Annotated in this window: 18 protein-coding genes; 6 read left to right on the top strand and 12 right to left on the bottom strand. The window is 52.7% G+C overall.

The annotated features are described in order from the left end of the window. Positions 1-22: 22 nt before the first annotated feature. The 3 genes from BM022_RS10165 to glgC form a co-directional block, all read right to left on the bottom strand. Positions 23-2,047 (bottom strand): alpha-amylase/4-alpha-glucanotransferase domain-containing protein, encoded by a 2,025-nt coding sequence (locus BM022_RS10165; protein ID WP_091139028.1) that lies wholly within the window; start codon positions 2,045-2,047, stop codon positions 23-25. 278 nt (positions 2,048-2,325) lie between these two features. After that, complete coding sequence (locus tag BM022_RS10160; protein ID WP_091139026.1) at positions 2,326-4,029, bottom strand: glycoside hydrolase family 57 protein; 1,704 nt, start codon at positions 4,027-4,029, stop codon at positions 2,326-2,328. Between the two features lie 85 nt (positions 4,030-4,114). After that, positions 4,115-5,392 (bottom strand): glucose-1-phosphate adenylyltransferase, encoded by a 1,278-nt coding sequence (gene glgC / locus BM022_RS10155; RefSeq protein WP_091139024.1) that lies wholly within the window; start codon positions 5,390-5,392, stop codon positions 4,115-4,117. 444 nt (positions 5,393-5,836) lie between these two features. Here glgC and glgB point away from each other — a divergent pair, with 444 nt between their 5' ends. Further along, positions 5,837-8,056, top strand: a complete 2,220-nt coding sequence (gene glgB, locus BM022_RS10150; RefSeq protein WP_091139133.1) for a 1,4-alpha-glucan branching protein GlgB — start codon at positions 5,837-5,839, stop codon at positions 8,054-8,056. A gap of 125 nt (positions 8,057-8,181) precedes the next feature. Continuing rightward, positions 8,182-9,654, top strand: a complete 1,473-nt coding sequence (gene glgA, locus BM022_RS10145) for a glycogen synthase GlgA (RefSeq protein ID WP_091139023.1) — start codon at positions 8,182-8,184, stop codon at positions 9,652-9,654. A gap of 62 nt (positions 9,655-9,716) precedes the next feature. Here the strand turns inward: glgA and glgP are convergent, their stop codons facing one another. Both glgP and orn read right to left on the bottom strand, forming a co-directional pair. After that, entirely contained in the window at positions 9,717-12,272 is a 2,556-nt protein-coding gene (gene glgP, locus BM022_RS10140) for an alpha-glucan family phosphorylase (RefSeq protein WP_091139021.1), read from the bottom strand. 83 nt (positions 12,273-12,355) lie between these two features. Next, positions 12,356-12,901 (bottom strand): oligoribonuclease, encoded by a 546-nt coding sequence (gene orn, locus BM022_RS10135; RefSeq protein ID WP_091139020.1) that lies wholly within the window; start codon positions 12,899-12,901, stop codon positions 12,356-12,358. A gap of 99 nt (positions 12,902-13,000) precedes the next feature. Between orn and BM022_RS10130 the strand changes: the two genes are divergently transcribed. From BM022_RS10130 to rsgA, 3 genes are all read left to right on the top strand, one after another. Continuing rightward, positions 13,001-14,263: a M48 family metallopeptidase gene (locus BM022_RS10130; protein WP_091139018.1), complete on the top strand. Its 1,263-nt coding sequence runs from the start codon at positions 13,001-13,003 to the stop codon at positions 14,261-14,263. A 43-nt stretch (positions 14,264-14,306) separates the two neighbouring features. Beyond that, the gene (locus BM022_RS10125; RefSeq protein ID WP_091139017.1) at positions 14,307-14,645 is read left to right on the top strand and encodes a 4a-hydroxytetrahydrobiopterin dehydratase; all 339 of its coding nucleotides are present in this window, start codon (positions 14,307-14,309) and stop codon (positions 14,643-14,645) included. A gap of 110 nt (positions 14,646-14,755) precedes the next feature. Next, complete coding sequence (gene rsgA / locus BM022_RS10120) at positions 14,756-15,553, top strand: ribosome small subunit-dependent GTPase A (RefSeq protein WP_091139015.1); 798 nt, start codon at positions 14,756-14,758, stop codon at positions 15,551-15,553. 112 nt (positions 15,554-15,665) lie between these two features. Here the strand turns inward: rsgA and BM022_RS10115 are convergent, their stop codons facing one another. The 5 genes from BM022_RS10115 to BM022_RS16090 form a co-directional block, all read right to left on the bottom strand. Then, positions 15,666-16,199, bottom strand: a complete 534-nt coding sequence (locus tag BM022_RS10115) for a gamma-glutamylcyclotransferase (protein ID WP_177191692.1) — start codon at positions 16,197-16,199, stop codon at positions 15,666-15,668. A gap of 322 nt (positions 16,200-16,521) precedes the next feature. Next, positions 16,522-16,947, bottom strand: coding sequence for a hypothetical protein (locus BM022_RS10110; RefSeq protein ID WP_091139012.1), 426 nt, complete (start codon positions 16,945-16,947; stop codon positions 16,522-16,524). A 530-nt stretch (positions 16,948-17,477) separates the two neighbouring features. After that, complete coding sequence (locus BM022_RS10105) at positions 17,478-17,900, bottom strand: universal stress protein (RefSeq protein WP_091139010.1); 423 nt, start codon at positions 17,898-17,900, stop codon at positions 17,478-17,480. Between the two features lie 87 nt (positions 17,901-17,987). Next, on the bottom strand, positions 17,988-19,337 hold the full coding sequence (locus BM022_RS10100; RefSeq protein WP_091139009.1) for a SulP family inorganic anion transporter: 1,350 nt from the start codon (positions 19,335-19,337) through the stop codon (positions 17,988-17,990). 728 nt (positions 19,338-20,065) lie between these two features. Beyond that, the gene (locus BM022_RS16090) at positions 20,066-20,191 is read right to left on the bottom strand and encodes a hypothetical protein (protein WP_256209120.1); all 126 of its coding nucleotides are present in this window, start codon (positions 20,189-20,191) and stop codon (positions 20,066-20,068) included. Positions 20,192-20,242: 51 nt separating this feature from the next. Here BM022_RS16090 and BM022_RS10095 point away from each other — a divergent pair, with 51 nt between their 5' ends. Continuing rightward, complete coding sequence (locus tag BM022_RS10095) at positions 20,243-20,584, top strand: carbonic anhydrase (RefSeq protein WP_143079570.1); 342 nt, start codon at positions 20,243-20,245, stop codon at positions 20,582-20,584. A gap of 253 nt (positions 20,585-20,837) precedes the next feature. On the opposite strand, the gene BM022_RS10090 is transcribed toward BM022_RS10095, so the two are convergent. After that, positions 20,838-21,338 (bottom strand): winged helix-turn-helix domain-containing protein, encoded by a 501-nt coding sequence (locus tag BM022_RS10090; protein WP_091139005.1) that lies wholly within the window; start codon positions 21,336-21,338, stop codon positions 20,838-20,840. Between the two features lie 592 nt (positions 21,339-21,930). Beyond that, entirely contained in the window at positions 21,931-22,248 is a 318-nt protein-coding gene (locus BM022_RS10085; protein ID WP_091139003.1) for a P-II family nitrogen regulator, read from the bottom strand. Positions 22,249-22,273: the final 25 nt, after the last annotated feature.

Below are 22,273 nucleotides of genomic sequence, written 5' to 3'. Positions count from 1 at the left end.
GGGGCAGATGGTTCCCATCATGTCAGACGGGAACGGCGATGTCCTGACTCGTGCTAACTTCAAGGGAAACGACCATGTCAGCCGATCTTAGTGGCCACTCCAGAGTGAGGGTCACAGCCTGCATGATTTTTTCAAACCCTCCTTCAGACTGCGAAACCGAATAGCACGGCTTGGCAATTAGTGCCACTGGAGATGAAGTCGTCAGCTTGACACTCCCCCCCAGCACATTATCATCCAGTGTCAGACCATCCATCGCCGAAAGTTCAAGCAGTTGTCCGAAACCGCAAAGGATTGCGCCCTCATGGATATAGCGTCCACCCCATCCGTCGCAACTAGGCATCGCGATATTGATTTCCGTGCTAAATACACCGCTGGCTCCAGAGGGGAAGCGATACGATACATAAATTCCGTTGCCGGCGAGCTCGATATTTTTCCCAACATGCTCCGATAACAGCTCCACGCTCGATCCTCGTCCCTCAGCAGGAACGCTCGGATGCGGGTAAGCTACATAACCGCCGTTCAGCCGATCGACAAATAAACTTCGCGCATGATCATCAGCTTCCAGGTCGGCGGCGCCAATTGTATGCTTGAAACTGACCCTCTCGTGGGCGGATGCGATGCCGTCCCCACTGTGCTGCGATCCACTTCCGCTTCGAAAAATCCGCTCGTAATAATGCTCCACCTGACGCTTCAACGTATCGCCAAAATTATGCTTCAGCGCATAAGAATCCAGTTCGAAGATACTGCCGCTACCGTCCAGTTTAAGCACTGCCTGAATAAGGCCGTTTTGGAGATACAGCTCCTCGATGCCGTCGAGATCGGTATCTTCCACGAATTGTGCCGCGCGTCCCTCACATGCGTCCAGCATCGCTTCCAATTCGATCATGGCCCTGAATACCGCGCGCCGCAGATGGGGTAAATATAGCCCGCCAAACAACCCGTGCCAGTACGCATCATTGGCTTGCGCCTCGTAGAGCTTGCGCGTCATGGTTTCATCATGCGTCCGGTCCCGGAGCATGGACAGGCGCGACGAAAGACCCAGCATGCGTTTGTGCATCCAGTTGGATTCAGGATAACGGGAAAAGAAATTTTTCCAGATGCCGCCCCGCAGAAATGCCCGGTTCCCCTCATACCATCCTGCCGTCTTTGCCTGCCGCACGAGGCTGGCATAAATATTGGCCGGCTGGGCGGGAAGCGTCCACTCGTTCATTTCAATATAGGAAGTAGTCGGCAGATATACAACGCCCCTCGTTTTTTCGGCGGCGTGATAGTCTCTATAGTGCTGGGTGCGGATCAGGGGCGAGGCCAGAACGCCTTGAATGAAATTGTCGAGCCAGCCTTTTTCGTAGACCCAGTGGTAGGTCTCCGGCCAGATGCCAAATTTCTCGATGTCATCGAAATAAATGGCAGCCATACTGCGGCCCCCTCCAATGGCGTTAGCCTGGGACTCGATGTGGGCTACGACTTCATGAGGCGGAGAAAACGGCAACCTGTAACGCAACGCTTCTGAAATAGGAAAAAGGTCGAGTACGCGCCCATCCTCCTCGGTAGTGAAATAGCCGGTCAATTCGGCTGTAGTTTTGCCGGCGCAGAGAAAATGATAATCGTCCACGATTACGTAGCGAATTCCGCAGTCGGCCAACGCCGGCACGACTGTCGATTCCCATACGCGCTCGGTTAACCACGCGCCTTCTGGCCGCCTGCCGAGCTTCATTTCCAGCTTATTCGAAAACGTCTCAATTTGGCCGATGCGATCGCGGTTCGGAATTGCCGCAAGGACCGGCTCGGTATCGCCTGCGCCGAATAACTCGACCTGATCCCGCGTCACCATTTCCCGCAGCAACGCAATATCTTCGGGATAATGATCACTCAGATAGTCCAGTAGCCAGCCGGAAATGTGCAACGCAAAACGAAACCGCGGATAGCGGTAAAGTACTTCAAGAAAGGGTTTGTAACAGCGTCGATGTGCATCTGCGAGCACTTCGGGAAAATTGCCGACGGGCTGGTGTGCGTGAACGCCGAAAAGCAGAGAAACGGGTTGGGACATCAAGTTCCTCAAGTTGAAGAACGTTTAACGGCGAAATAAGAAAAACGTTTAACGGCAAACTCGCGCGTCTAACCTCCGCCGCTGTCCGTTTGTCAAAACGCTTCGATAAGTCCCAGACAACAGGCACATCTCCCAACTATTCGAAGTGGCCATTTGAATTGGGCCGATTTCTCAGCCGGAATCGCAGCATGAGGCTGTGGGAGCAGCGTGAGGAAAGCGAGACCGCAGATATCGACCCAGCCGCCACTTATGAGGCGGTGTCTCGATGAAGTCCTTCCTTAGGACGCCCGTCTCATCGTGCCCCCCGATTCAGATACCTCGACGCAACCCTGACTGATCGGCTCATGTACGGATTCCGGCACCGGAAGTCTGAGCAAGCTGTACAGATTGGCGAGGTTATCACGGAACAAACGGTCAAAGCTCGCGACCACGTAGGGAGAGTTGTAGTCTCCCAGCCACCAGAACCAGTCAGAGCTTTCGCAGGAGGCCAGCTGCCGTTCAGCTTTCTGCTTTTCCTCGTCAGTCAGGCGTCCGCTTTGCATTACCAGATCATAGCTATGCTTGGCCGCGCAGAGCAGGTCCCACGCCCGGTTTTTATCCGGATCGCCGATCCAGGTGGAAAATGTGCCGTAGACCCAGCTGCCCGCGGAGAGAACAGGCAGAGCTGTAATCTCTCCAGGATGGAGCGAAGAAATATAGTCGCGGTAAGTGGTGACCCGAATTGAATGGTGGTTCTCCAGAATTTCGTAGAGATCATTGAGAAAATAATATCCGTTGTAGGGATAGTATTCCCAGGCATTTTCGCCATCAAGTATGATGCTGACAACTGGATTCTCGTCGGGAGCCGCATTCCGGCCAATATCTTCGAGCGAGTGTACAAGATGCTCAGCGGCGTCGCGGCCGAACCATTTCGAATACTCGAAGCCGATCATGTCCGAAAGTCTCTCATCGCGGAAGAAGCAGGTAACGCTTTCGGCCCGCCCTTCAAGCCGATACGGCCGGTAAAGATAACGGTTCCTTTCTGGCAACGAGCCGCTCGGAAACGATTTGCGCAGGCTGTTGGCGAGCACCCCTTCGCCGCTTGCGCTCCAGTGGCAGTGTTGCTCACCCAGAATTTCCAATAGCGGACTTGAAATGGCGCCCTCGGCCGGCCATACCCCGCTGGGCCTGATGCCAAAACGCCGCGTGTGGCTCTCGATCGCGGAAGATAAGTGCCACGCAACGCGACTGCGGCCGCCCGGGTAATTATTTTCCGCCGGCAAATTGGCGCTAGGCATGCTGTCACGCGCAGAAGAAAAATCGATTAGTAATGGCGCCAGCGGATGGTAATGCGGCGTAGTGGACAATTCGATCTGGCCGGACTCGGCCAACTTGCGATAGCGGGGGATCAATCCTTGGATCAGTTCCCCAATGACGGCAAGTAACTGACTCCGGTCCGAATAACTGAAACCCCGACCTTGCGTCATTAACCGTACCACGGTCTCATTGCTTCGGCGGACGCTCTCACCCGTCCATGCCAAGTGATACCACACGAGCAAGTCGGCCAGATACTGCCCGGAAAGATAAGTCAACTCGGCCTCGCCCCGCTGGCGCAGCGTTTCGTGCATCTCATGCAGGCGCTTGTAGGCCGGATACGGTTGCATCATGGTCGAATGATTACTGCGAAAGCAGCTATCGAACGTGCGCAGGCGATCCTCGGTGGAAATCTTGTCTAGATCGGGGGTGGCGAGCATGCGCAGGAGCGGATCCCGCAACTGCCCGGACACGAACTGTGCGGCGTAATCCTCCAGTTGGTCCAGGAGGACAGGCACGAAATTAACAACCGCCTTAATCGACGGATGTGCTTCGAGATGGGCAGCCATATCACTGTAATCCTTGATGGCGTGCAAGTAAACCCAGGGCAGCATGAACTCACCGGTTTCGTAGTTTCGGTAATCCGGCTGGTGCATGTGCCAAAGCAAGACAAAGTGTAATTGTTGCATTTCGATTCAAACCTGATGAAAGGAGCCTGAAACCCTCTCCAAAAACGCCGCGTGCGCTACCGTGTTCCCTCGCTAGGATTCGTTCTCATCTGACATAATGTATCTTTTGCCCCAGCATTTCCGGCGTGATGAGCGTAACGCCATTATCGGTGACGTAAAATCGCTTCTGGTCTTCCTGTAGATTAAATCCTACCTCCAGTCCGGGAGGAATGATGCAGCTCTTGTCCACCACAACCCGTCTCAGGCGCACATGGCGGCCAATATCCACATTTGGCAGTATCACCGAGTCTTCGATGCTGCTGTAACTGCGTACCTGCACATTGGAGAATAATAATGACCTGCGTACCGTCGCCCCACTGATAATACAACCGCCGGAAACCATCGAATCCAGCGCCTGCCCCCGCCGATCCTCGTCGTCGAAAACGAATTTGGCGGGAGGCAATTGTTCCTGGTGAGTCCAGATTGGCCAATCCTTGTCATATAGGTTGAGGTCCGGCGTGACGTGGGTAAGGTCAAGATTCGCTTCCCAGTATGCGTCCACCGTCCCGACGTCCCGCCAGTATGGCACACCTGACACCATGTTGACGCAGCTGTCCGCAAAGCGGTGAGCAAATACCCGGCGGCGAGGTACCAGGTGTGGAATCACATCCTTACCAAAATCATGAGACGAGTGCGGGTCGTCATGATCGCGAATCACCTGCTCGAACAGGAATTGGGCGTTGAAGACATAGACACCCATGTTTGAAAGCGCATACCCAGGCTGGCCAGGCATCGAGGCAGGGTGGGCTGGTTTCTCGTCAAAACTGATGACACGCCAGTCCTCGTCTACGCCCATGACACCAAACCCGCTGGCTTCCCCTACCGGGACACCAACGCACGCGACAGTCATGTCTGCGGATTTCTCCACGTGCCAGGCGAGCAGTTTGCTGTAGTCCATTTTATACACGTGGTCCCCGCCCAGGATGAGCACGTGATCGGGATTATAAACTCGAAGTATGTCGATATTCTGATACACGGCATCAGCGGTGCCCTGATACCAGGTTTCCTCGATACGCTGCTGGGCCGGCAGCAATTCCACAAATTCCTCAAAACGCCCATCAAGAAAGCCCCATCCCTGCTGAATATGGCTGATCAGACTCTGTGATTTGTATTGAGTCGCGACCCCAATACGGCGGATGCCGGAATTAACACAGTTGGAAAGCGGGAAATCTATTATCCTAAATTTGCCGCCGAAGGGGACCGCTGGCTTTGCGCGCCAATCCGTCAACTGCCGTAGCCGGCTGCCGCGTCCGCCGGCGAGTATGATAGCCATCGAATTACGCGTAAGATGGCTGTAAAAACGCGCGTCAGCATCCCGCTTCATCGGAAATCCTTCTTTATAAATTTCGGAACACGCATTTATTCCACCCTTTCTGTAATTCCAGCTGCTCTAGATAGAGCCTGAAGCGAGTATATTTTTAATATGCACGCGCATACGCGAATGCGTTCACGAGCCTGGTAACGTGCGCCACGAGCTAACTTGAGCCCCGGGTTTTCCAATCTCATAGGAACGAGAGCCTTAAGGCAGCTCCCTTGGCAGCCCTCTTGGCAGCCCTCTTGGCAGCCCTCTTGGCAGCCCTCTTGCACCCACTCTTCAGAAGGGTACCACGCCACTCTGATTATACAGGTAGCACGCAAGGCCGATTTGTCGGTAGCTTGAGAGGCTGCGCGGGATATATTATTGCAGTTGTTGAGCCTTTACGCAGCAATCATTGACCAACTCATGTACGCTGCCCAGAGTATCCCCGGGCAAGCTATAATCCCCTTCATGCCATCCAACCTGAATCTCGACACTTCCTCACGGTCTAGCCTGCTTGTTGAAGCACTATTGACAGCAAGGCTCCACGATCCGTTCAACTATCTCGGGGCCCGCACAGAATATGATTATAGTCTGGTACGGGTTTTCTATCCTTACGTCAGCCGGGTGTGGATAGATACAGGCGGCACTTTCACCGCCATGACGCGGATCCATCCCGCCGGGGTTTTTGAATGGCGGGGCAGCTCCATGCCGCCCATGCCCTATCTTTTGCGTGTCGAGGACAGCAGTGCAGCACTTCCCGCCCCTCTGATCCATGAAACGTATGACGCGTATGGCTTTGCGCCGCAAATTCCCGAGTATGATCTTCATCTGTTTAATGAAGGGAAGCTGAGACAGGCTTATCGCACTTTAGGTTCTCACAGCGTGGAGATCAATGGAGTTGCAGGTGTTCTTTTTTCCGTATGGGCTCCTAATGCCGGGCGAGTTAGCGTGGTCGGCGAATTTAACCGATGGGATGGGCGAGTACATCAGATGGCAGTGGAGGGCCTCAGCGGCGTCTGGAAATTATTCATTCCGGGACTAGCGTCGAATTCGCTATACAAATATGAAATCCGCAACCGCGACAGCGGCGAAATCCTGCTTAAGACGGATCCTTATGCAATGCAATATGAATTACGGCCGCACACCGCTGCCCTCACCCCGCACGGCAGCGAAGCGATCTGGCAGGACTCCGAATGGATCGCGCGCAGGGCGATATGGGATTGGTTGCACGCCCCGCTCAACATCTACGAAATCCACCCTGGTTCGTGGAAACGGCATCGTGACGGCCGTTTTTATTCCTATCGGGAACTCGCCCTTCATCTGATCCCGTATGTACAGGAAATGGGATACACCCACGTCGAACTGCTCCCTGTTTCAGAACACCCGCTGGACGAATCGTGGGGCTATCAAACCACCGGATATTTTGCCCCTACCAGTCGTTATGGTTCACCGGATGACTTGAAATTTTTCGTTAACGCCTGTCATCGAGAAGGAATCGGCGTCATTCTCGACTGGGTGCCGGCGCACTTCCCACAGGATGCGTTCGCCCTGGCCCGATTCGACGGCAGTGCCCTGTATGAACATGAAGATCCCCGTTTGGGTCTCCATCGGGATTGGGGCACGTGCATTTTCAACTATGGACGTAACGAGGTGAAATCGTTTCTCCTGTCGAGCGCCCACTACTGGCTTGCCGAATTTCACCTGGACGGATTGCGGGTGGATGCCGTCGCCTCCATGCTCTATCTCGACTACTCCCGCGATCCTGGCGAATGGTTACCGAACAAATTTGGCGGCAGGGAAAATCTTGAAGCCATCGATTTTTTGCGCGAATTGAATATCATGGTACACGAGGAGTTTCCCGGCGCGCTGACACTGGCTGAAGAGTCCACGGCATGGCCAGCCGTATCGCACCCGACTTATGTCGGGGGCTTGGGCTTTTCCATGAAATGGAACATGGGGTGGATGAACGATACACTTTCTTATATGAGTATTGATCCTGTATTCCGCCGCTTCCATCAAGACCAGCTTACCTTTGGTCAATTGTATGCGTATACAGAGAATTTTGTGTTGCCGTTATCGCACGATGAGGTGGTTCATGGCAAAGCGTCCCTGTTAGGGAAAATGCCGGGAGATGAGTGGCAGCAGTTCGCCAATCTGCGCCTCCTGGTTACTTATCAAATAACGTATCCCGGGAAGAAGCTCAATTTCATGGGCAACGAGTTTGCGCAGGGACGCGAATGGAACTCGGGACGGGAACTGAATTGGGAGCAACTAGGACACGAACAGCACAGAGGCATACACACCGCATCGCGCGATCTCAACCGTCTCTACCGCATGCTGCCCGCATTACATCAGCTCGATTTCGCGGCCACCGGCTTCTCCTGGGTGGACTGCCACGATGCGGACAACTCGGTCATCAGCTATTTACGTTATGCATGCGATGGCTCGTTTGTGCTCGTCGTTCTGAATTTTACGCCAGTGCCCCGTACTCATTACCGCCTCGGCGTACCTGAGGGCGGAAATTATCATGAGATATTCAATAGCGATTCCCACCACTACGGCGGCAGCAACCTTGGAAACATGGGGTATATAAATGCTACCGACCACCCGTGGATGGGGCGGAGCCATTCGGTGGTCATTACGCTGCCGCCTCTTGCAGGAATTATTCTTTCTCCACAGTCCGCCTGACATCATGCTGATTACCGCATGTGTCAGGGTCGGTGGCGAAGCCGGGCCCATCAATTTTCAAGCTGATTCTCTCTAGGCTGGCAGTAGCCGAGCGAACGATACAAACAACAACATTCGGTTTATTCATGGCGCCCGCTTCACCGCATTCCACCCCTCGTGTGTTATTCATCACACCTGAACTTCATCCTCTGATTAAAACTGGCGGCCTTGGCGACGTCAGCGCAGCATTGCCCCGGGCGTTACGCGAATTGAATGTGGATGTTCGCGTGCTTATTCCCGGATATCCTTCTGTATTAGCCGGACTCCGAGACGAGCAAACAATCGCGCAATTCGCTGCTCAGCCTCCGTTCCCGGCGGCGAGGCTGCTATCTTCAAACTCACCTGCGTCGGTTCCAATCTTCATCGTCGATTGCCCTGCGCTTTACCAGCGTGACGGCAGTCCTTATGTCGATGCTCGTGGACGCGACTGGCCCGATAACGCCGTACGTTTTGGCTTGCTCTCAAAAATCGGCGCGATCCTCGCGAGTGATGCCAGCCCCCTTTCATGGCGCCCGGAAATTGCCCATTGCAATGACTGGCAAAGCGGCCTCGTACCGGCATACTTGCACTTCCATCCGGGCGAGAAAGCGGTTTCCCTGATGACAATCCATAATCTCGCTTTCCAGGGCTTCTACCCGCCGGATACCGTCGCTCAATTGGGCCTGCCGCTTCGAAGCTTTGGAATAAATGGTGTTGAATATTTTGGCGGCCTGTCCTTTCTAAAGGCGGGACTATATTATTCCGACCATATCACCACCGTAAGCCCGACCTACGCCAGGGAAATCCAGACTGCGCCGCTTGGATTTGGCATGGAAGGCTTGCTGGCTGCACGATGCGCGCATATCAGCGGCATTGTCAACGGCATCGACACTGCAGAATGGAACCCCTCCAGCGATCGGGCGCTTGTACGCAACTATGCTGCTGCCAGCCTATCGGTAAAGGCTGCCAATAAAATGGCACTGCAGCGGCGTATGGGTTTGGCCGTGGCACCTCACATTCCGTTATTTGGCGCTGTCAGCCGATTTACTTATCAGAAGGGTTACGACCTGTTGCTTCAAATCGCGACTCGGTTAACTGATCTACCCGCTCAGCTGATCGTGCTGGGCAGCGGGGATCCTGCGCTGGAGCAGGAGTTGACCAGTATAGCCCGGCAGCATCCAGGTAAAGTCTCGGTTCGTGTTGGCTTTGACGAAAAACTCGCGCACTTGATCGAAGCCGGCGCCGATAGCTTTTTAATGCCTTCCAGGTTCGAACCCTGCGGGCTTAATCAAATGTATAGCCAGCGCTATGGCACCCCTCCCGTGGTTCACGCCACCGGCGGTCTGTTGGACACGGTAGTGGACTGCACTCCCGCCACGCTGGCAGACGGCAGCGCGAGTGGTTTCTTGTTCACGGATATGACTGCCAGCAGTTTTCTCGATGCCATCCTCCGCGTCAGGGCTGCGTATCAAGATAAACCGGTCTGGCGCAGCCTGATGCACAATGGCATGATGAAGGATTTCAGCTGGCGCGCCAGCGCTGCGGGCTATCGAAACGTCTATCTTTCGCTCCTGACCTGATCCCTCCGGAATCATGCCACGCGCAGCGATCATGCTGCGACCGATAAGAAATCAGATGAAATTTACAACCATATCATCATCCCCATTTCAAACGGATGCGTCAGCAACGGCTGATACGGATACAGGCGAATATAATAGTCAAGCTTGCCGCATAAATCGGGAGTGAGATCCAGCGCAAACAGATGCTCATCGGATTGCGTGACGCCCGTGAACCCGAAGCGAAAATGCTTGAACTCGCATAGCGTGGCGGATTTTATCTTTCGGCAAATCAAGAGTTCCACCACCACGTCCTCGGGCTGCAGTCCGTTCAGCTTGGCCGCGACCTGCAACTTTAAGCCCTCGCCAAAACTGATGCGTTTGAGTGGCGTATCCAGGCGGCGAATTGCGACACCCCCCCAGACTTTCCTCACGTATGCCTTCCAGGCAGCCACCCGTTTAGCGCCGTTAAAGTCGTTATCAGCATAACGGGTTCCCTGTCTGCTGGCCGACACATAAAATTTGGCTGCATACTCGCCCACCATGCGAGCGGCATTGTAGCGCGGCAGCAGTGACATCATGGAATTCTTGGCCATTTTCACCCAACCAGGTGAATAACCCAGCTTATCCCGGGCATAATAAAGGGGCACCACATGATCCTGCAGCGTTTCGTAGAATTCTTTGCTTTCTTCCTTATCGCGTTGTGCGGAAGCCATGTTCTCCAGTCCGGGCTTGATAGCCCAGCCATTTTTGCCGTTATAGCCCTCTCCCCACCAGCCGTCGAGTACGCTCAGGTTCAGGGTCCCATTGATCCCGGCTTTCATGCCTGAGGTACCGCTCGCCTCCAAGGGATAAACAGGGCTGTTAAGCCAGACGTCCACTCCGGCCACCAGTCGCCGGGCAAGCCGCAGGTCATAATCCTCCACCAGAAGAATCTGCCCTTCGAACTCGGGCATGCGCTCCACCTCGCTGATGCGCCGAATAAGATCCTGACCCGGTACATCGGCGGGGTGGGCTTTGCCCGAAAAGATGATCATCACCGGACGTTCCTGATCGAGCACGATCCTGCGCAGCCAGTCGAGATCCTCGAAAAGCAGCGTTGCGCGCTTGTAGGTAGCGAAGCGACGGGCAAACCCGAGCGTCAGCATATTGGGGTTAAGCGGATCGGTAAATTTGAGCAAACGGTCGAGATGCGCTTCGGAGCCCCGGTTGCGCAGATTCTGTTTGGCGAGCCGCGCGCGTATGCCATAAAGCATCTGCGACTTCAGCGACTGACGCACGCTCCAGAATAAATGGTCCGGGATAGCGTCGATGCGGAGCCAGAACTCCGGGTCGCTCATATTGTTGCGCCATTCGTAACCAAGATAGCGGTCGAATAAATCGGCCCATTCTTGCGCGAGAAAGGTGGGAACATGCACGCCGTTGGTAATGTAGGCCATCGGATTCTCTTCCGGCTCTATATGCGGCCATAGATCCCTGCATATGTGTGCGGACACGCTGCCGTGGATTTTACTCACCCCATTATGAAAGCGTGAAACGCGGACAGCCAGGTCGGTCATGTTGAAATCGTGGGTATCGGGATCCCAGCCGAGCCCCATGAACTCTTCCCGGGTTGCTCCAAGTTCATGATGGAAACTGGAAAAATATGTGGACATCATGTCCGCGCTGAAGTGATCGTGCCCTGCGGGAACCGCCGTATGCGTAGTGAATACTGTGTTTGCCGCCACTGCCTCCAGCGCACTCGGGAAATCCAATCCTTGCTGTACCAGACCACGCATCCGTTCCAGCATCATGAATGCCGCATGGCCCTCATTGATATGCCATATCGTCGGCTTGATTCCAAGCTCACGCAATGCCCGGACGCCGCCAATGCCCAGAATGATTTCCTGCTCAATCCGATTTGTCCCGTCTCCACCGTATAGCTGATGAGTAATATCGCGGTCATCTGCTGAATTTTCCTGCAAATCGGTATCCAGCAGATAAAGCGTGACGTGGCCTATTTTGGCCCGCCAGACTTTCACCATCACTTTACGTTGCGGCAGGTCCACCACGATCCGGACTTCCGAACCATTGGCGTTCAGTACGGGTACGACGGGCAGGTCTTCGAAATCCGAACTGGTATACGTGACCTGCTGATTTCCATGATTATCGATAGTCTGAAAGAAATATCCCTGACGGTAGAGCAGGCCAACACCGATCAGCGGCAAACGTAGATCGCTGGCGGCCTTGCAATGATCACCTGCCAGGATGCCAAGCCCCCCCGAGTAAATTGGGAAGCTTTCATGGAACCCGAACTCAAAACAAAAATACGCCACCTCGTCGTACGGGTTTAACCCCCCAGGCGTCTCGGTCCGTACGGGTTCCCCATGATAGGAATCGTAGGCAGAGAGGATGCTGTTGTAATTAGCGAGGAACACCTGATCCTCCGCGGCTTTCAACAGCAACGATTCATCCACCCGTTTAAGGAAAGCCTTGGGGTTGTGACCGACAGCGCCCCAAAGTCCTGGGTGCAGACGCGAGAACAGCGAACGCGTTGAGCGATCCCAGCTGTACCAGAGGTCGTTGGCGAGTTCCTCAAGGCGAGCCAATCTCTGCGGTATCTTGGGGTTGACCGCGAGGGTGAATGGGGTTGCGTGTGGCATGGGTTAGTTTTCCTTGAAAGCGTGTAGGAGTGAAGCAAACTCAACCGGGGTGTATTTCGTGCTACGTTGAGCTATTCAACGGCCTATGCGTTGAGAAACTTTTGCCGATAATATTTCATTTCGGCAATGGAGTCATATATGTCCGCAAGCGCCTCATGCTTGCCCTGTTTGACGAGGCCGGCCAGAATATCGGGCTTCCAGCGTTTCGCCAGTTCCTTCAGCGTACTTACGTCCAGATTTCGATAATGGAAATATTCTTCCAGTTGGGGCATCCACCGCGCGAGAAAACGGCGGTCCTGGCAGATCGAATTGCCGCACATGGGAGAAATCCCCGGGGGAACGTGATCTTGCAGGAACGCGATCATGCGTTCTTCCACCGCCTCCTCCGCCAGGACGGAGGATCTCACCTTGTCAATCAGGCCCGATTTTGAATGGGTTGATTTATTCCAGCTGTCCATGGCATCCAGCACTGCCTCCGGCTGGAATATCACCAGCACCGGCGCCTCGGCGATGGTATCCAGCTCGGAATTCGTGATCACCAAAGCAATTTCCAGAATACGATCAGTCTGCGGGCTAAGCCCGCTCATTTCCATATCTATCCAGATGAGGTTGTTGATATCTTGTGCCATAATGGGCCATCCCTTGCGGAATTTTCAATATGTAATTGTGTCATAACGCTACTGAGCCGTCACTTTTTGACTAGAAAGCGTCGAACCCACATTTTGACCATGCAACCTTTTACCGCTATCTTTCTTGCCGCCCTGATCCTTACCCTGGGTACCCGAATATGGCTGGCAACGCGCCATATCCGCCATATTCAGGCCCATCGGGATCGCGTGCCGACGGAGTTTTCTTCCCAGATTACGCTGGAAGCCCACCAGAAGGCCGCTGATTACACATGCGCCAGGACGCGACTGGGGTATGTCAGTATGTTCCTGGAAGTCATCGTTTTGATGATACTTACTTTAGGGGGGGGATTAAATTTGCTGGCCGGTTTGTGGTCGAGTTGGTTTAGCGATCCTATCACCCATGGTGCGGCCCTCATTATCAGTACGGTTTTGCTGATGAGTGCTGTTGGAATTCCTGTAAGTTACTACCGGACATTCGTTATTGAAGAGCAGTTCGGGTTCAACAAAATGACTCCCCAAATGTTTTTTCTTGACTTGGCTAAACAGGGCATATTGGCGGTCCTGCTTGGCATGCCGCTGCTCCTGGGCATGCTGTGGCTGATGGAGGGAATGGGGGCGAACTGGTGGTTTTATGCGTGGCTTGCATGGATGGCGTTCAATATCATATTACTTGCAATATTCCCGACCTGGATCGCGCCGATTTTCAACAAATTTACGCCCCTTGCTGACCCGTCGCTCAAAACGCGCATTGAACAGCTGATGCGAAAATGTGGTTTCAAATCCAGTGGTCTTTTTGTGATGGATGGCTCGCGCCGTAGCAACCACGGGAACGCTTATTTCACCGGTTTCGGCAAAACCAAACGGATCGTTTTTTTTGATACGCTGCTTTCGCGTCTGGACATTTCGGAAATCGAAGCAGTGCTTGCGCATGAGCTGGGGCACTTCAAGCGCCACCACGTTATCAAGCGCATCGCGTTGAGTTTTTCCATGAGCCTGTTATTTTTATGGGGACTCGGCTACCTGATGCAGAAAAACTGGTTTTACGAAGGCCTGGGGGTTTCCGTCTCATCGGTCCCGTCGCCGGCAATCGCCCTGTTATTGTTTTTTATCGTCATGCCCGCGTTCACGTTCCTGTTCCAGCCGGTGTCGAGCCTATATTCCCGCAAACATGAATTCGAAGCCGATGAGTACGCCGCGCGCAATGCTTCCGCTACTGATCTCACTCGGGCGCTGGTAAAGCTCTACCAGGACAATGCATCGACACTTACCCCAGATCCGTTACATTCGGCATTTTACGACTCACATCCGCCAGCAGCGCAGAGAGTAGCGCGCCTTCAGAGCCTTGCGCGAAATAACGCTTGAATACGCGCCCAGAACCTTATTCTAATAACCATGAGGAATGAAAATGAGCGATATCGGTGAGCTTGCCCATAAGAAATGCAGACCCTGCGAGGGTGTCATGCCACCACTCTCATCCAGTGAAGTGGCCATACTGATGGAACAGCTCGAAGGATGGGAGTTCCTGGAGAAAATGATCCGGAAAGACTTTCAATTCAAGAATTATTATCAGACTACCGCCTTTGTCAATGCGGTCGCCTGGATCTCGCATCGAGAAGATCATCATCCCGATTTGACCGTGGGCTACAATCATTGCACCGTGGAGTACACCACGCACGCGATCGGCGGGTTATCGGAGAATGATTTTATCTGCGCCGCTAAAGTAGATACGCTATTTAAGATTTGAGCCGGTTTCATCCTACCTCCTCCGTACCGCTTATTTCGGGGCAGATAATTGCCGCGTTTGGAAGAAATTTTCTCGTTAAAACGGTTAATGGAACCGACTTATCTTGCGTCATGCGTGGCAAAAAAGGCGGGGCAGCATGCGGTGACAGGGTAAACATCAGCGTGGCTGGGGACGGCCAAGGGGTAATCGAGGATATCCTGCCTCGCACCTCGCTGCTGTATCGCAGCGACGCGGCTCGACAAAAACTCATCGCCGCCAACGTCAGCCAGCTGGTTATCGTCATCGCGGCGATACCGACTTTCAGCGAAGAATTGATTAATCGCTGCATTGCTGCGGCTGAACAACAGCAGCTCAAGGTGCTGCTCGTGTGCAATAAGTCCGACTTGGTGGTGCCGTCCCGTCTGGCGTTAGCCACCCTGGCTCTTTACCGGGAGCTAGGCTATAACGTATTGCAGCTCAGCGCAAAAACCGACAGCTCGCCGCTGTTATCGTACCTGCACGGCCATCTCAGTATTCTCATTGGTCAATCGGGCATGGGTAAGTCTACTCTGCTTAATGCGCTCGTTCCCGCTGCAGAGCGTGCTACGGCCGATATTTCCCTCGCGCTGGACTCCGGACGGCATACCACGACTCATGCGCGGCTCTATTATCTCGAGGAGGATACTGGGCTAATTGATTCCCCTGGCGTGCAAGCGTTTGGTCTACATCACTTGAATTGCGAGGAACTGGCGTGGGGATTTATTGAGTTTCGCCCTTACCTTGGGCTATGCAAATTTAACAATTGCCGCCACGGGTGCGAACCTGGCTGCGCTCTCTCGCAGGCAATGCGAGAAGGTAAGATTAATGCGCGCCGCTTTGCTTTTTATCAGAAATTGGCGGTTCCCAGTAGCCAGTCCTGGCTTCCGTGAGCCCGTCGCAGGCTCTAATAGGCCTGGATCTTAATTGAGATGAATAACAGCGGGCGGAATTTGCCTCATTTCCACCCGCTGTTATTTAAGTCTGGAAAGCCTGACTTTTTTCCTAGGCCTCGTTAACTGCCGCCGGGCGCCTGCCCCTTTCGAACTCGAACCGATGCAATGGCAGATCACCGAAGATCAACGCTTCCCTTTCGGTGCCGCGCCTCGCATTCGCGTCGGGTTGAGACTCGAAGGTGCGTAGCCATTCGATATACTCAAAGGGTAGATCATGCTCAACGGCGCCTGCTACGACGGATGCTTTATACCATTGATACGGCAAAAGCGGATCTTCCCTAAAGCTGGCAACATAGGTTTGCGCCGTGTAGACACCAGTTGCAGTTACAACTTGGATATTCGTCTCGCTATACCCGATACCGAGTCCTTCGGCAATATCGAGAGTTGGCTTATCTTTTACATTTACTTTAAAGAGAACACCATAAGCGCGATCCAACGGATTGCCCGTCGCTTCAAGATGGGACTTGCCAGATTTATCGCGGCTCACTTTGCCAAATGAAAACCGCCGACCCTCGACGAAGCCAATGTCTATGGCAACAGCGGAGGGAGCTCTGTTCGGAGCGGTAAGTCTCCTGGATAACATATTTGCCCCGTACGCGAAATACAGGAAGGTGCTGGATGAATTAGATGTTTTTAGCATGATAGGTAAGTGGTAGAAAGAGGTTGATAAATATATGTTGGTAACGCCCGGACGTAAGTTAAGTCAGCTTCCAAATTAGAATAAGGTTACGCCTTCACCCCTGGCCCCGATCAACCACTCAACGCACAATCCGCTGAAACGTCGTTCAGGTAACCTTTCCTAACATTTCTTCCCTACTTTTAATTATTTGGTTCAGTTAAACCGTGAAGCTTGGGCAGTTACTCTTGCCCCATACCCGACCGATTGTTGAAAAATCATTCCCTATTTAGAGATTTTTATCGTGTGTGCTACCTGCGACCATCTCAGGGGAATAAACCTCACATTGTTGCCGGTCGTTATCAAACTTTTTCCATGCCTGAACGCGTTCTTTGGTTTTTGCCTTGTTCGCAGTGCGAAGAATCTTGTCATAGTCGCTCCATGCCTTTCTTTGCGCGACACGCCGTTCCTTGTAGTCAGAAATATTCCAACTGGCCTTTTCCGCGTCCCGCCGTGCTTCAAGTGCTCCTTTAACGGACGACGACCAGCCAGTGGTCATATTCGCCAGCGACGTGTCGCGTTCGTCGATTATGTTTTGAATGCAGGAGATATCTGCGTCTCGCGGCGCCTTGCTGGTCCCTTGCTGCGCAAAAACAGAAGAACTGGCAAGTAGCACGCTAATAGACAGAAGTACTTGAATGACGATATTTCTCATTTGGATTTCACAATACACGAACAGAACAGCGGAGAACCCTGAACAAAACTCTTTATTCGGGAGCTACTTAACACCACAAAAAACCAATTCAAGCTAATTCGAAAACGGGCGGAGCAGAATCATTCGTTCCGCCCGAATCTCTATTACGCCAAAGCGCGGCTAGAAAAGGATTTGTGCCGACGAGCTATTGCTTTAAACAAGCCAGGGTAAGCAAGCATAAGGTATGTTGCCGCGACGACCAGGAAATCGACAACGAACCAACCCCAACCTAGACTGAATTCGCCCGACGTAAAAATGGGCACAGCCCAGAGTAAAGCGAGACTAAGCGGCAAGACCAATGCGAAAATAGTTTTCACGGTAGATCTCCAAACGTTCGTTTAAAAAAAACCACCCTGTGAGTAGGGTGAGAGGTACTTCACAATTCCTTAACATAGATTATACACATTTTTCACAATTTCACAAGTTTTTCATGCTTTGTACACATATTCTTCACATTTGGGGCAAAAAATTTTTGCGACTAAACGGTTAGGTCAGCGTAAACGCGAAAGCAAAACCGAGGCGGCTACGGTACTGACGAGCTGCTCGGCCACAGATCCGATCACCAAACGCTCCAGGCCTCGGCGACCTTTAGTTCCAACAACCAGCAAGTCAGCGCCCCACTCTTCCGCAGCATGCGCGATTGCTTCTGAAATACCCTTTAGACCATATTCCCCCTCCGCTTCCAGCAACCGGCTTTCGACGTCCAGTTTTCCGGCAGCCCTGGCCCCGGCCCGCTCCAGCAAATCCGTTCCGGCTTGCCTGTTGCGGCGGTTTTCCTCGTCGTCGTTAGCTGTTGCCACCGCATGGACGATGCAAAGTTTGGCCCCATCTGCGCTGGCGATATGGATAGCTTCTTGCAGAGCATTCCAGGAAATCTCATCGTCGGCGATAGCCGCCATGACCTTCTTATACATTGCGAACTCCCGTATTAGAGTGGTGATTCAATGAAAAATGGCGGGCGCGCGTAAAGGCGCCCGCCGGTTTGAGTCTATCGCCAAACTTTAATCAGCGCCCCCACCCGTGGAAAATTTCTCAAAATACTTTTTGACAATAACCTTCCCAGGGATCTTGCCGGCCTGCTTGAAGACAATGTAATTAATGAGGCCATGCACCGCGAGAGCAACGATCATTCCCTCGAAGATACCTATTTTAAACACCAGTAAACCGGTAACGGTCGCGAGTATCAATGCATATTGGCCGTAGTGCGCGACATGCCACAATCCCATGATCATCTTCCAGCCGGAGAAAATCATAATAGCCGCCAACGAAAACTTCGGCAGAAACTCGAGGTAATGAGTATTCAAGACGAAGAAGGCAATAACCGAGCCTACGACGAGGTTTGAAAACTTTGTATATGCCCCTGCCAGCTTGTTGGTGGTGCTCTTGGCCAAGCCGTCGAGGTTTGTCATGCCGCCAAAGAAACTGGAACCCATATTGGCGATCCAGATAGCGAACAAGCTATTGTTGGTATTGCACTTGCGACCCAGGGGATCGATTTTTTCGATCGCAGCGTTGCTCATTACCTGTTCAATCACATCTATCGTTGCAAGCATGAAGCAGAACCCGATCATATAGACCCACATCATCGCGTTTTCGACATGGGGTATTGGGAGGGCCAGCTGGAGATCCACATCATCCACATGCAGCATGGGAACCGCCACGAACTGAGCAACTACTACGCTTGCCGCTATTAAAAGGAAGTAAGGCACAGCTGGCTTTGTATCCTTGAACTTGGAGAACAGATATACAAAACCGGCGAACCCAACCAAGGATAGAAGGACTATCTGTATCCGGGCGCCGTTCCAGAACGCGTCAGCATCTTCCGCGCCAGCGGGGAGCTCATAAGTAAAGGTCACGAACTTAAGCGCGATTTTCAACCCTATCCCGGCGAGCAGCCCTTCCACCAGGTATACCGGCACCGCAAGGATTATGTACCGTTGCCAGTTGTACTTCCAAACCACGGCCTGTATGGCCGCGGTAAGGAAAATACAGAACGCCATATTTTCAACGCCGAACGACTGAACGCCCAAGGCCAGAGCGGGCGCAAGACCTGCGGCAACGCCCGGCACCCCAATGTAGTTACCCGGCTTGAAGAACGAGTTGATCCACCCGATAAAACACGCGAACACCACCGTGGCCAGCGCCACCTTGATCGGGTATTCCGACATCATCGCAATACCTGTGCTGAGCGGTATCGCCATCGCTCCGCATATAATTCCGGCCTGGATGTCCCGGGCTACGTATTTGGCTTGAAAACCCGCCGATCCAGGAGCAACTACCGGCTCCGGTGTACTGCTCGGTGCATGGTCATCGGGGGGTGAAATAGGCTTATCTGAAGTTAATGAACTCATGTCGCTTGTCCTTCCTTGTTAAAAATTTGATATAAAAAATTTTCCCCATGCACAAAATGTGGAACTCCCGCTGTGGTTCCTCATGCTGGATGATGAAAAATCGCTATATAGAGTCACTTCACGTCCCTTTAAAAGCTTATCCACGGCCCCGTCGACAGCACCCCAGCCGCAGCTCAGGACACCATCTGGTCATGGGTTTGTGACACGAAAATATCCCTAACTTCTTCAAGCTTTAAAGACGGCGCTAACATACCACTGGGAATGTGAAGTCGATGTTTAGGAAATGTGAAGAAATTGTGAAGTCTAATCATTAGTTCTTCACACATTTTTGTAACGGAAATATCCTGCCACGAGTCACTTTAATAATTTACACGTAAATACAAGGGATAATGTTGTACATTGCAGGTTTATTCGAGATTAGCTTAAAAACCCTCTTTCAAATAACAATGACGTTTGTGAAGTTTTTGTGTTAGATGGAAGAGGCAAGGCGCAGCAGTAACCGCTGCATCACCACCGCTTGTTGTCGGAGTTGAGGAGATCGGAGATAAAGGGTAGCAGTGCGAGGTGCGTACCGCGGCGGACGGGGATCCGATTAGAACGGGAGAAACAAAACGAGCCCCTTCTTACCCAAATCACAGTACGGCAAGCACGAATTGAAGATGCAATACCGGTGGATCCCGAATACAAGCTTTTATCGACCACGTCGTCTCTACCCGCCCGGCGCCATTTCAACCACGATAATCCGGTGACAGCAACTCAAGCGCGATATTCGCGACTCGTACTTGTTGCGCACTGGCGCCGCCGGTCTGAAACTCTACTTGACGCGTAGGGGCGGCGGGAGGCACAATCATCATGGAATCATCACATTGGCTTTACACGACATATAACCCAGAAAGGACAAATTTATGCATACCTGTAGCCACGCTGTTGTCGGATGTATGGACTTTCGGATACAAAAAACGGTGGACAACTTGCTTGAGCACCTGAATATTCCTCAAGGATCATTTGACCGCGTGACGTGCGCAGGTGGCGCGGCAAATGCCGACCAGCTTAAAACACACTTGGGGCTTTCAAAAAAACTGCATGATAGCAGCACGGCGGTGCTTTCCGTGCATGAGGATTGCGGGGCCGGCGCCAAGAAGGAGGATCTGCTCAAGGCTGCAGAAACAGCCCGTTCACTTGGGTTTGAGCCTAAGCTGTTTTACATCAAGCTCGATGGCACTTGGGAAGAAGTCAAAGCAGATTGAGTACTATCTGATGTAAGCCGTCGTCCCGCTGCGATGGCTTACATCGAACAAGGGCGCTCCGCGGAAATAGCAACTATGGTTTCACCCAGGAGGCGGCAAATCCTTGGATGGGAATAACACAAAAACAAAACGCAGCTCGTTCGAGCAGCGTCGAAAAGCAGAAATACTTTCCGAAAGCACCCTTTCCACCCTTTCCCTTACCGCCTGCCCCGCGCGAGTATTCATAAACGATTAGCGTCGAAGACGCTCTCCATCAGTTGTCATCCTTTTTTTGCCTCGCGGGACTGCTCGATTTTACCCCCTTTTGCTCCGCGCGATGCTGCTGTGCGAACTTCGACCACCCATGGCGGCGCAGTAACTGATAAACGGTTGACGTTGAAACTTTTCTTCCAATACGTCGCTCAAGCTCGGCTTTTAGTTGAGGAACCGGCAACACACCTGTATCGTGACCCTGCGCAATGAAGGGAGCAAGAAATTTTACCTCTTCATCCAGGCTCATCCGTGCATGGTTACGTAATCCTTTCTTGGTTTTAACCTGCTCAACGCCGCATTCAATTCGCTGAAATCGAGTCCTCAGTTTTCCCGTCCGGCTCTTGGATAATCCAATCACGATCGCTGTTTGCTCGAGCGAGAGCCCAAACTCCAGCGGAAGCAGTAATGCCTGGGCGGCACGCAATGCATCTACGGTTTTGGCCGATGCGATTCTTGCCTTTGCGGTTTCCACAAACTCCCGTCCCGTCGCAGGTCTTGCCATGGCGCTCTCAATTAGGTTAATGAGACATACGTACTGAACGTTAAACTCCCCCGTCTGGCTCTATCTCTTCCGTCTTTTAGTGAGCCCCCTTCTCCCATACTCAGGTCAACGACTTGACTGAATGGGACGCCCGACCAAGTTAACGGACTGCTGACCTCAATTGTCGTCATACCCGTCCGTCAAATCTATTCAGAGCACCTGATACCGGACTCAGGAGCACCGATTCATAAAAATGTCGTTAAATGTCCGAGCGTACCTTCGGCAAGGCTTCATTCTCTCTACGTCGAAAGAATTTTTGCTTCAGCTTGCCTGAGACAGGTGCCTGACCCTAAGCGAGGTTGGATGAAAACCACGCTTAGCTCGCGCCCGCAGGTACGGCCGGTGTCGATGACAAATCAACAGCAACTCACTGCCGAAAATGAATCGTGAAACAAATGGGGTTGTAACATTGCCCACTCCTTGGATAAGTGACCGGTGATCAACCCTCATGACTGCAAACAAGCTGGAACCCGTGAAATTCTGTATGCTCCAGGGCGTTTATAATGAACCAGCCACAACCCAAGGAATGTCCCCATGGAAATAGAATCGATGTTTAATACGAAACTGGCGGTCCCTCGATCCAGTAGCAGTCCGAAACCAGACACATTCCGCCGAACTCCTTCAGCTTGGGCCGAAGTGCGGTGGCCACCTTCTGTGCCTGAGACTCCTGGCAAGCAAGAATCAGCATGGCATTGTTTTGCTCGAAGAAGATGTCGTCAGGACGCCTTGTACCCCTTGACCCCAGGCCGCCAGCGGACTTTATGAACGTGTATCCCCGTACGCCTAAATCATTCAATATGCCAATCAGTTCTTTGAGTTTTTCCTCATCGATTACGATTTCTATTCTCTTCATTGCGATTGCGGAATCCATGATTTCCCCCTAGAAAGTGAAGACT

This window comes from Nitrosospira sp. Nsp14 (assembly GCF_900113575.1).
Lineage (GTDB): Bacteria > Pseudomonadota > Gammaproteobacteria > Burkholderiales > Nitrosomonadaceae > Nitrosospira.
Note: the sequence above shows the minus strand (reverse complement) of the source record. Positions and strands in the feature narration are given on the sequence as shown.

What these genes read in the sequence shown, in the direction of transcription:
- BM022_RS10165 (WP_091139028.1), bottom strand. Translation starts at nt 2,047, where the DNA reads ATGTCCCAACCCGTTTCTCTGCTTTTCGGCGTTCACGCACACCAGCCC.
- BM022_RS10160 (WP_091139026.1), bottom strand. Translation starts at nt 4,029, where the DNA reads ATGCAACAATTACACTTTGTCTTGCTTTGGCACATGCACCAGCCGGAT.
- glgC (WP_091139024.1), bottom strand. Translation starts at nt 5,392, where the DNA reads ATGAAGCGGGATGCTGACGCGCGTTTTTACAGCCATCTTACGCGTAAT.
- glgB (WP_091139133.1), top strand. Translation starts at nt 5,837, where the DNA reads ATGCCATCCAACCTGAATCTCGACACTTCCTCACGGTCTAGCCTGCTT.
- glgA (WP_091139023.1), top strand. Translation starts at nt 8,182, where the DNA reads ATGGCGCCCGCTTCACCGCATTCCACCCCTCGTGTGTTATTCATCACA.
- glgP (WP_091139021.1), bottom strand. Translation starts at nt 12,272, where the DNA reads ATGCCACACGCAACCCCATTCACCCTCGCGGTCAACCCCAAGATACCG.
- orn (WP_091139020.1), bottom strand. Translation starts at nt 12,901, where the DNA reads ATGGCACAAGATATCAACAACCTCATCTGGATAGATATGGAAATGAGC.
- BM022_RS10130 (WP_091139018.1), top strand. Translation starts at nt 13,001, where the DNA reads ATGCAACCTTTTACCGCTATCTTTCTTGCCGCCCTGATCCTTACCCTG.
- BM022_RS10125 (WP_091139017.1), top strand. Translation starts at nt 14,307, where the DNA reads ATGAGCGATATCGGTGAGCTTGCCCATAAGAAATGCAGACCCTGCGAG.
- rsgA (WP_091139015.1), top strand. Translation starts at nt 14,756, where the DNA reads ATGCGTGGCAAAAAAGGCGGGGCAGCATGCGGTGACAGGGTAAACATC.
- BM022_RS10115 (WP_177191692.1), bottom strand. Translation starts at nt 16,199, where the DNA reads ATGTTATCCAGGAGACTTACCGCTCCGAACAGAGCTCCCTCCGCTGTT.
- BM022_RS10110 (WP_091139012.1), bottom strand. Translation starts at nt 16,947, where the DNA reads ATGAGAAATATCGTCATTCAAGTACTTCTGTCTATTAGCGTGCTACTT.
- BM022_RS10105 (WP_091139010.1), bottom strand. Translation starts at nt 17,900, where the DNA reads ATGTATAAGAAGGTCATGGCGGCTATCGCCGACGATGAGATTTCCTGG.
- BM022_RS10100 (WP_091139009.1), bottom strand. Translation starts at nt 19,337, where the DNA reads ATGAGTTCATTAACTTCAGATAAGCCTATTTCACCCCCCGATGACCAT.
- BM022_RS16090 (WP_256209120.1), bottom strand. Translation starts at nt 20,191, where the DNA reads ATGATGATTGTGCCTCCCGCCGCCCCTACGCGTCAAGTAGAGTTTCAG.
- BM022_RS10095 (WP_143079570.1), top strand. Translation starts at nt 20,243, where the DNA reads ATGCATACCTGTAGCCACGCTGTTGTCGGATGTATGGACTTTCGGATA.
- BM022_RS10090 (WP_091139005.1), bottom strand. Translation starts at nt 21,338, where the DNA reads ATGGCAAGACCTGCGACGGGACGGGAGTTTGTGGAAACCGCAAAGGCA.
- BM022_RS10085 (WP_091139003.1), bottom strand. Translation starts at nt 22,248, where the DNA reads ATGGATTCCGCAATCGCAATGAAGAGAATAGAAATCGTAATCGATGAG.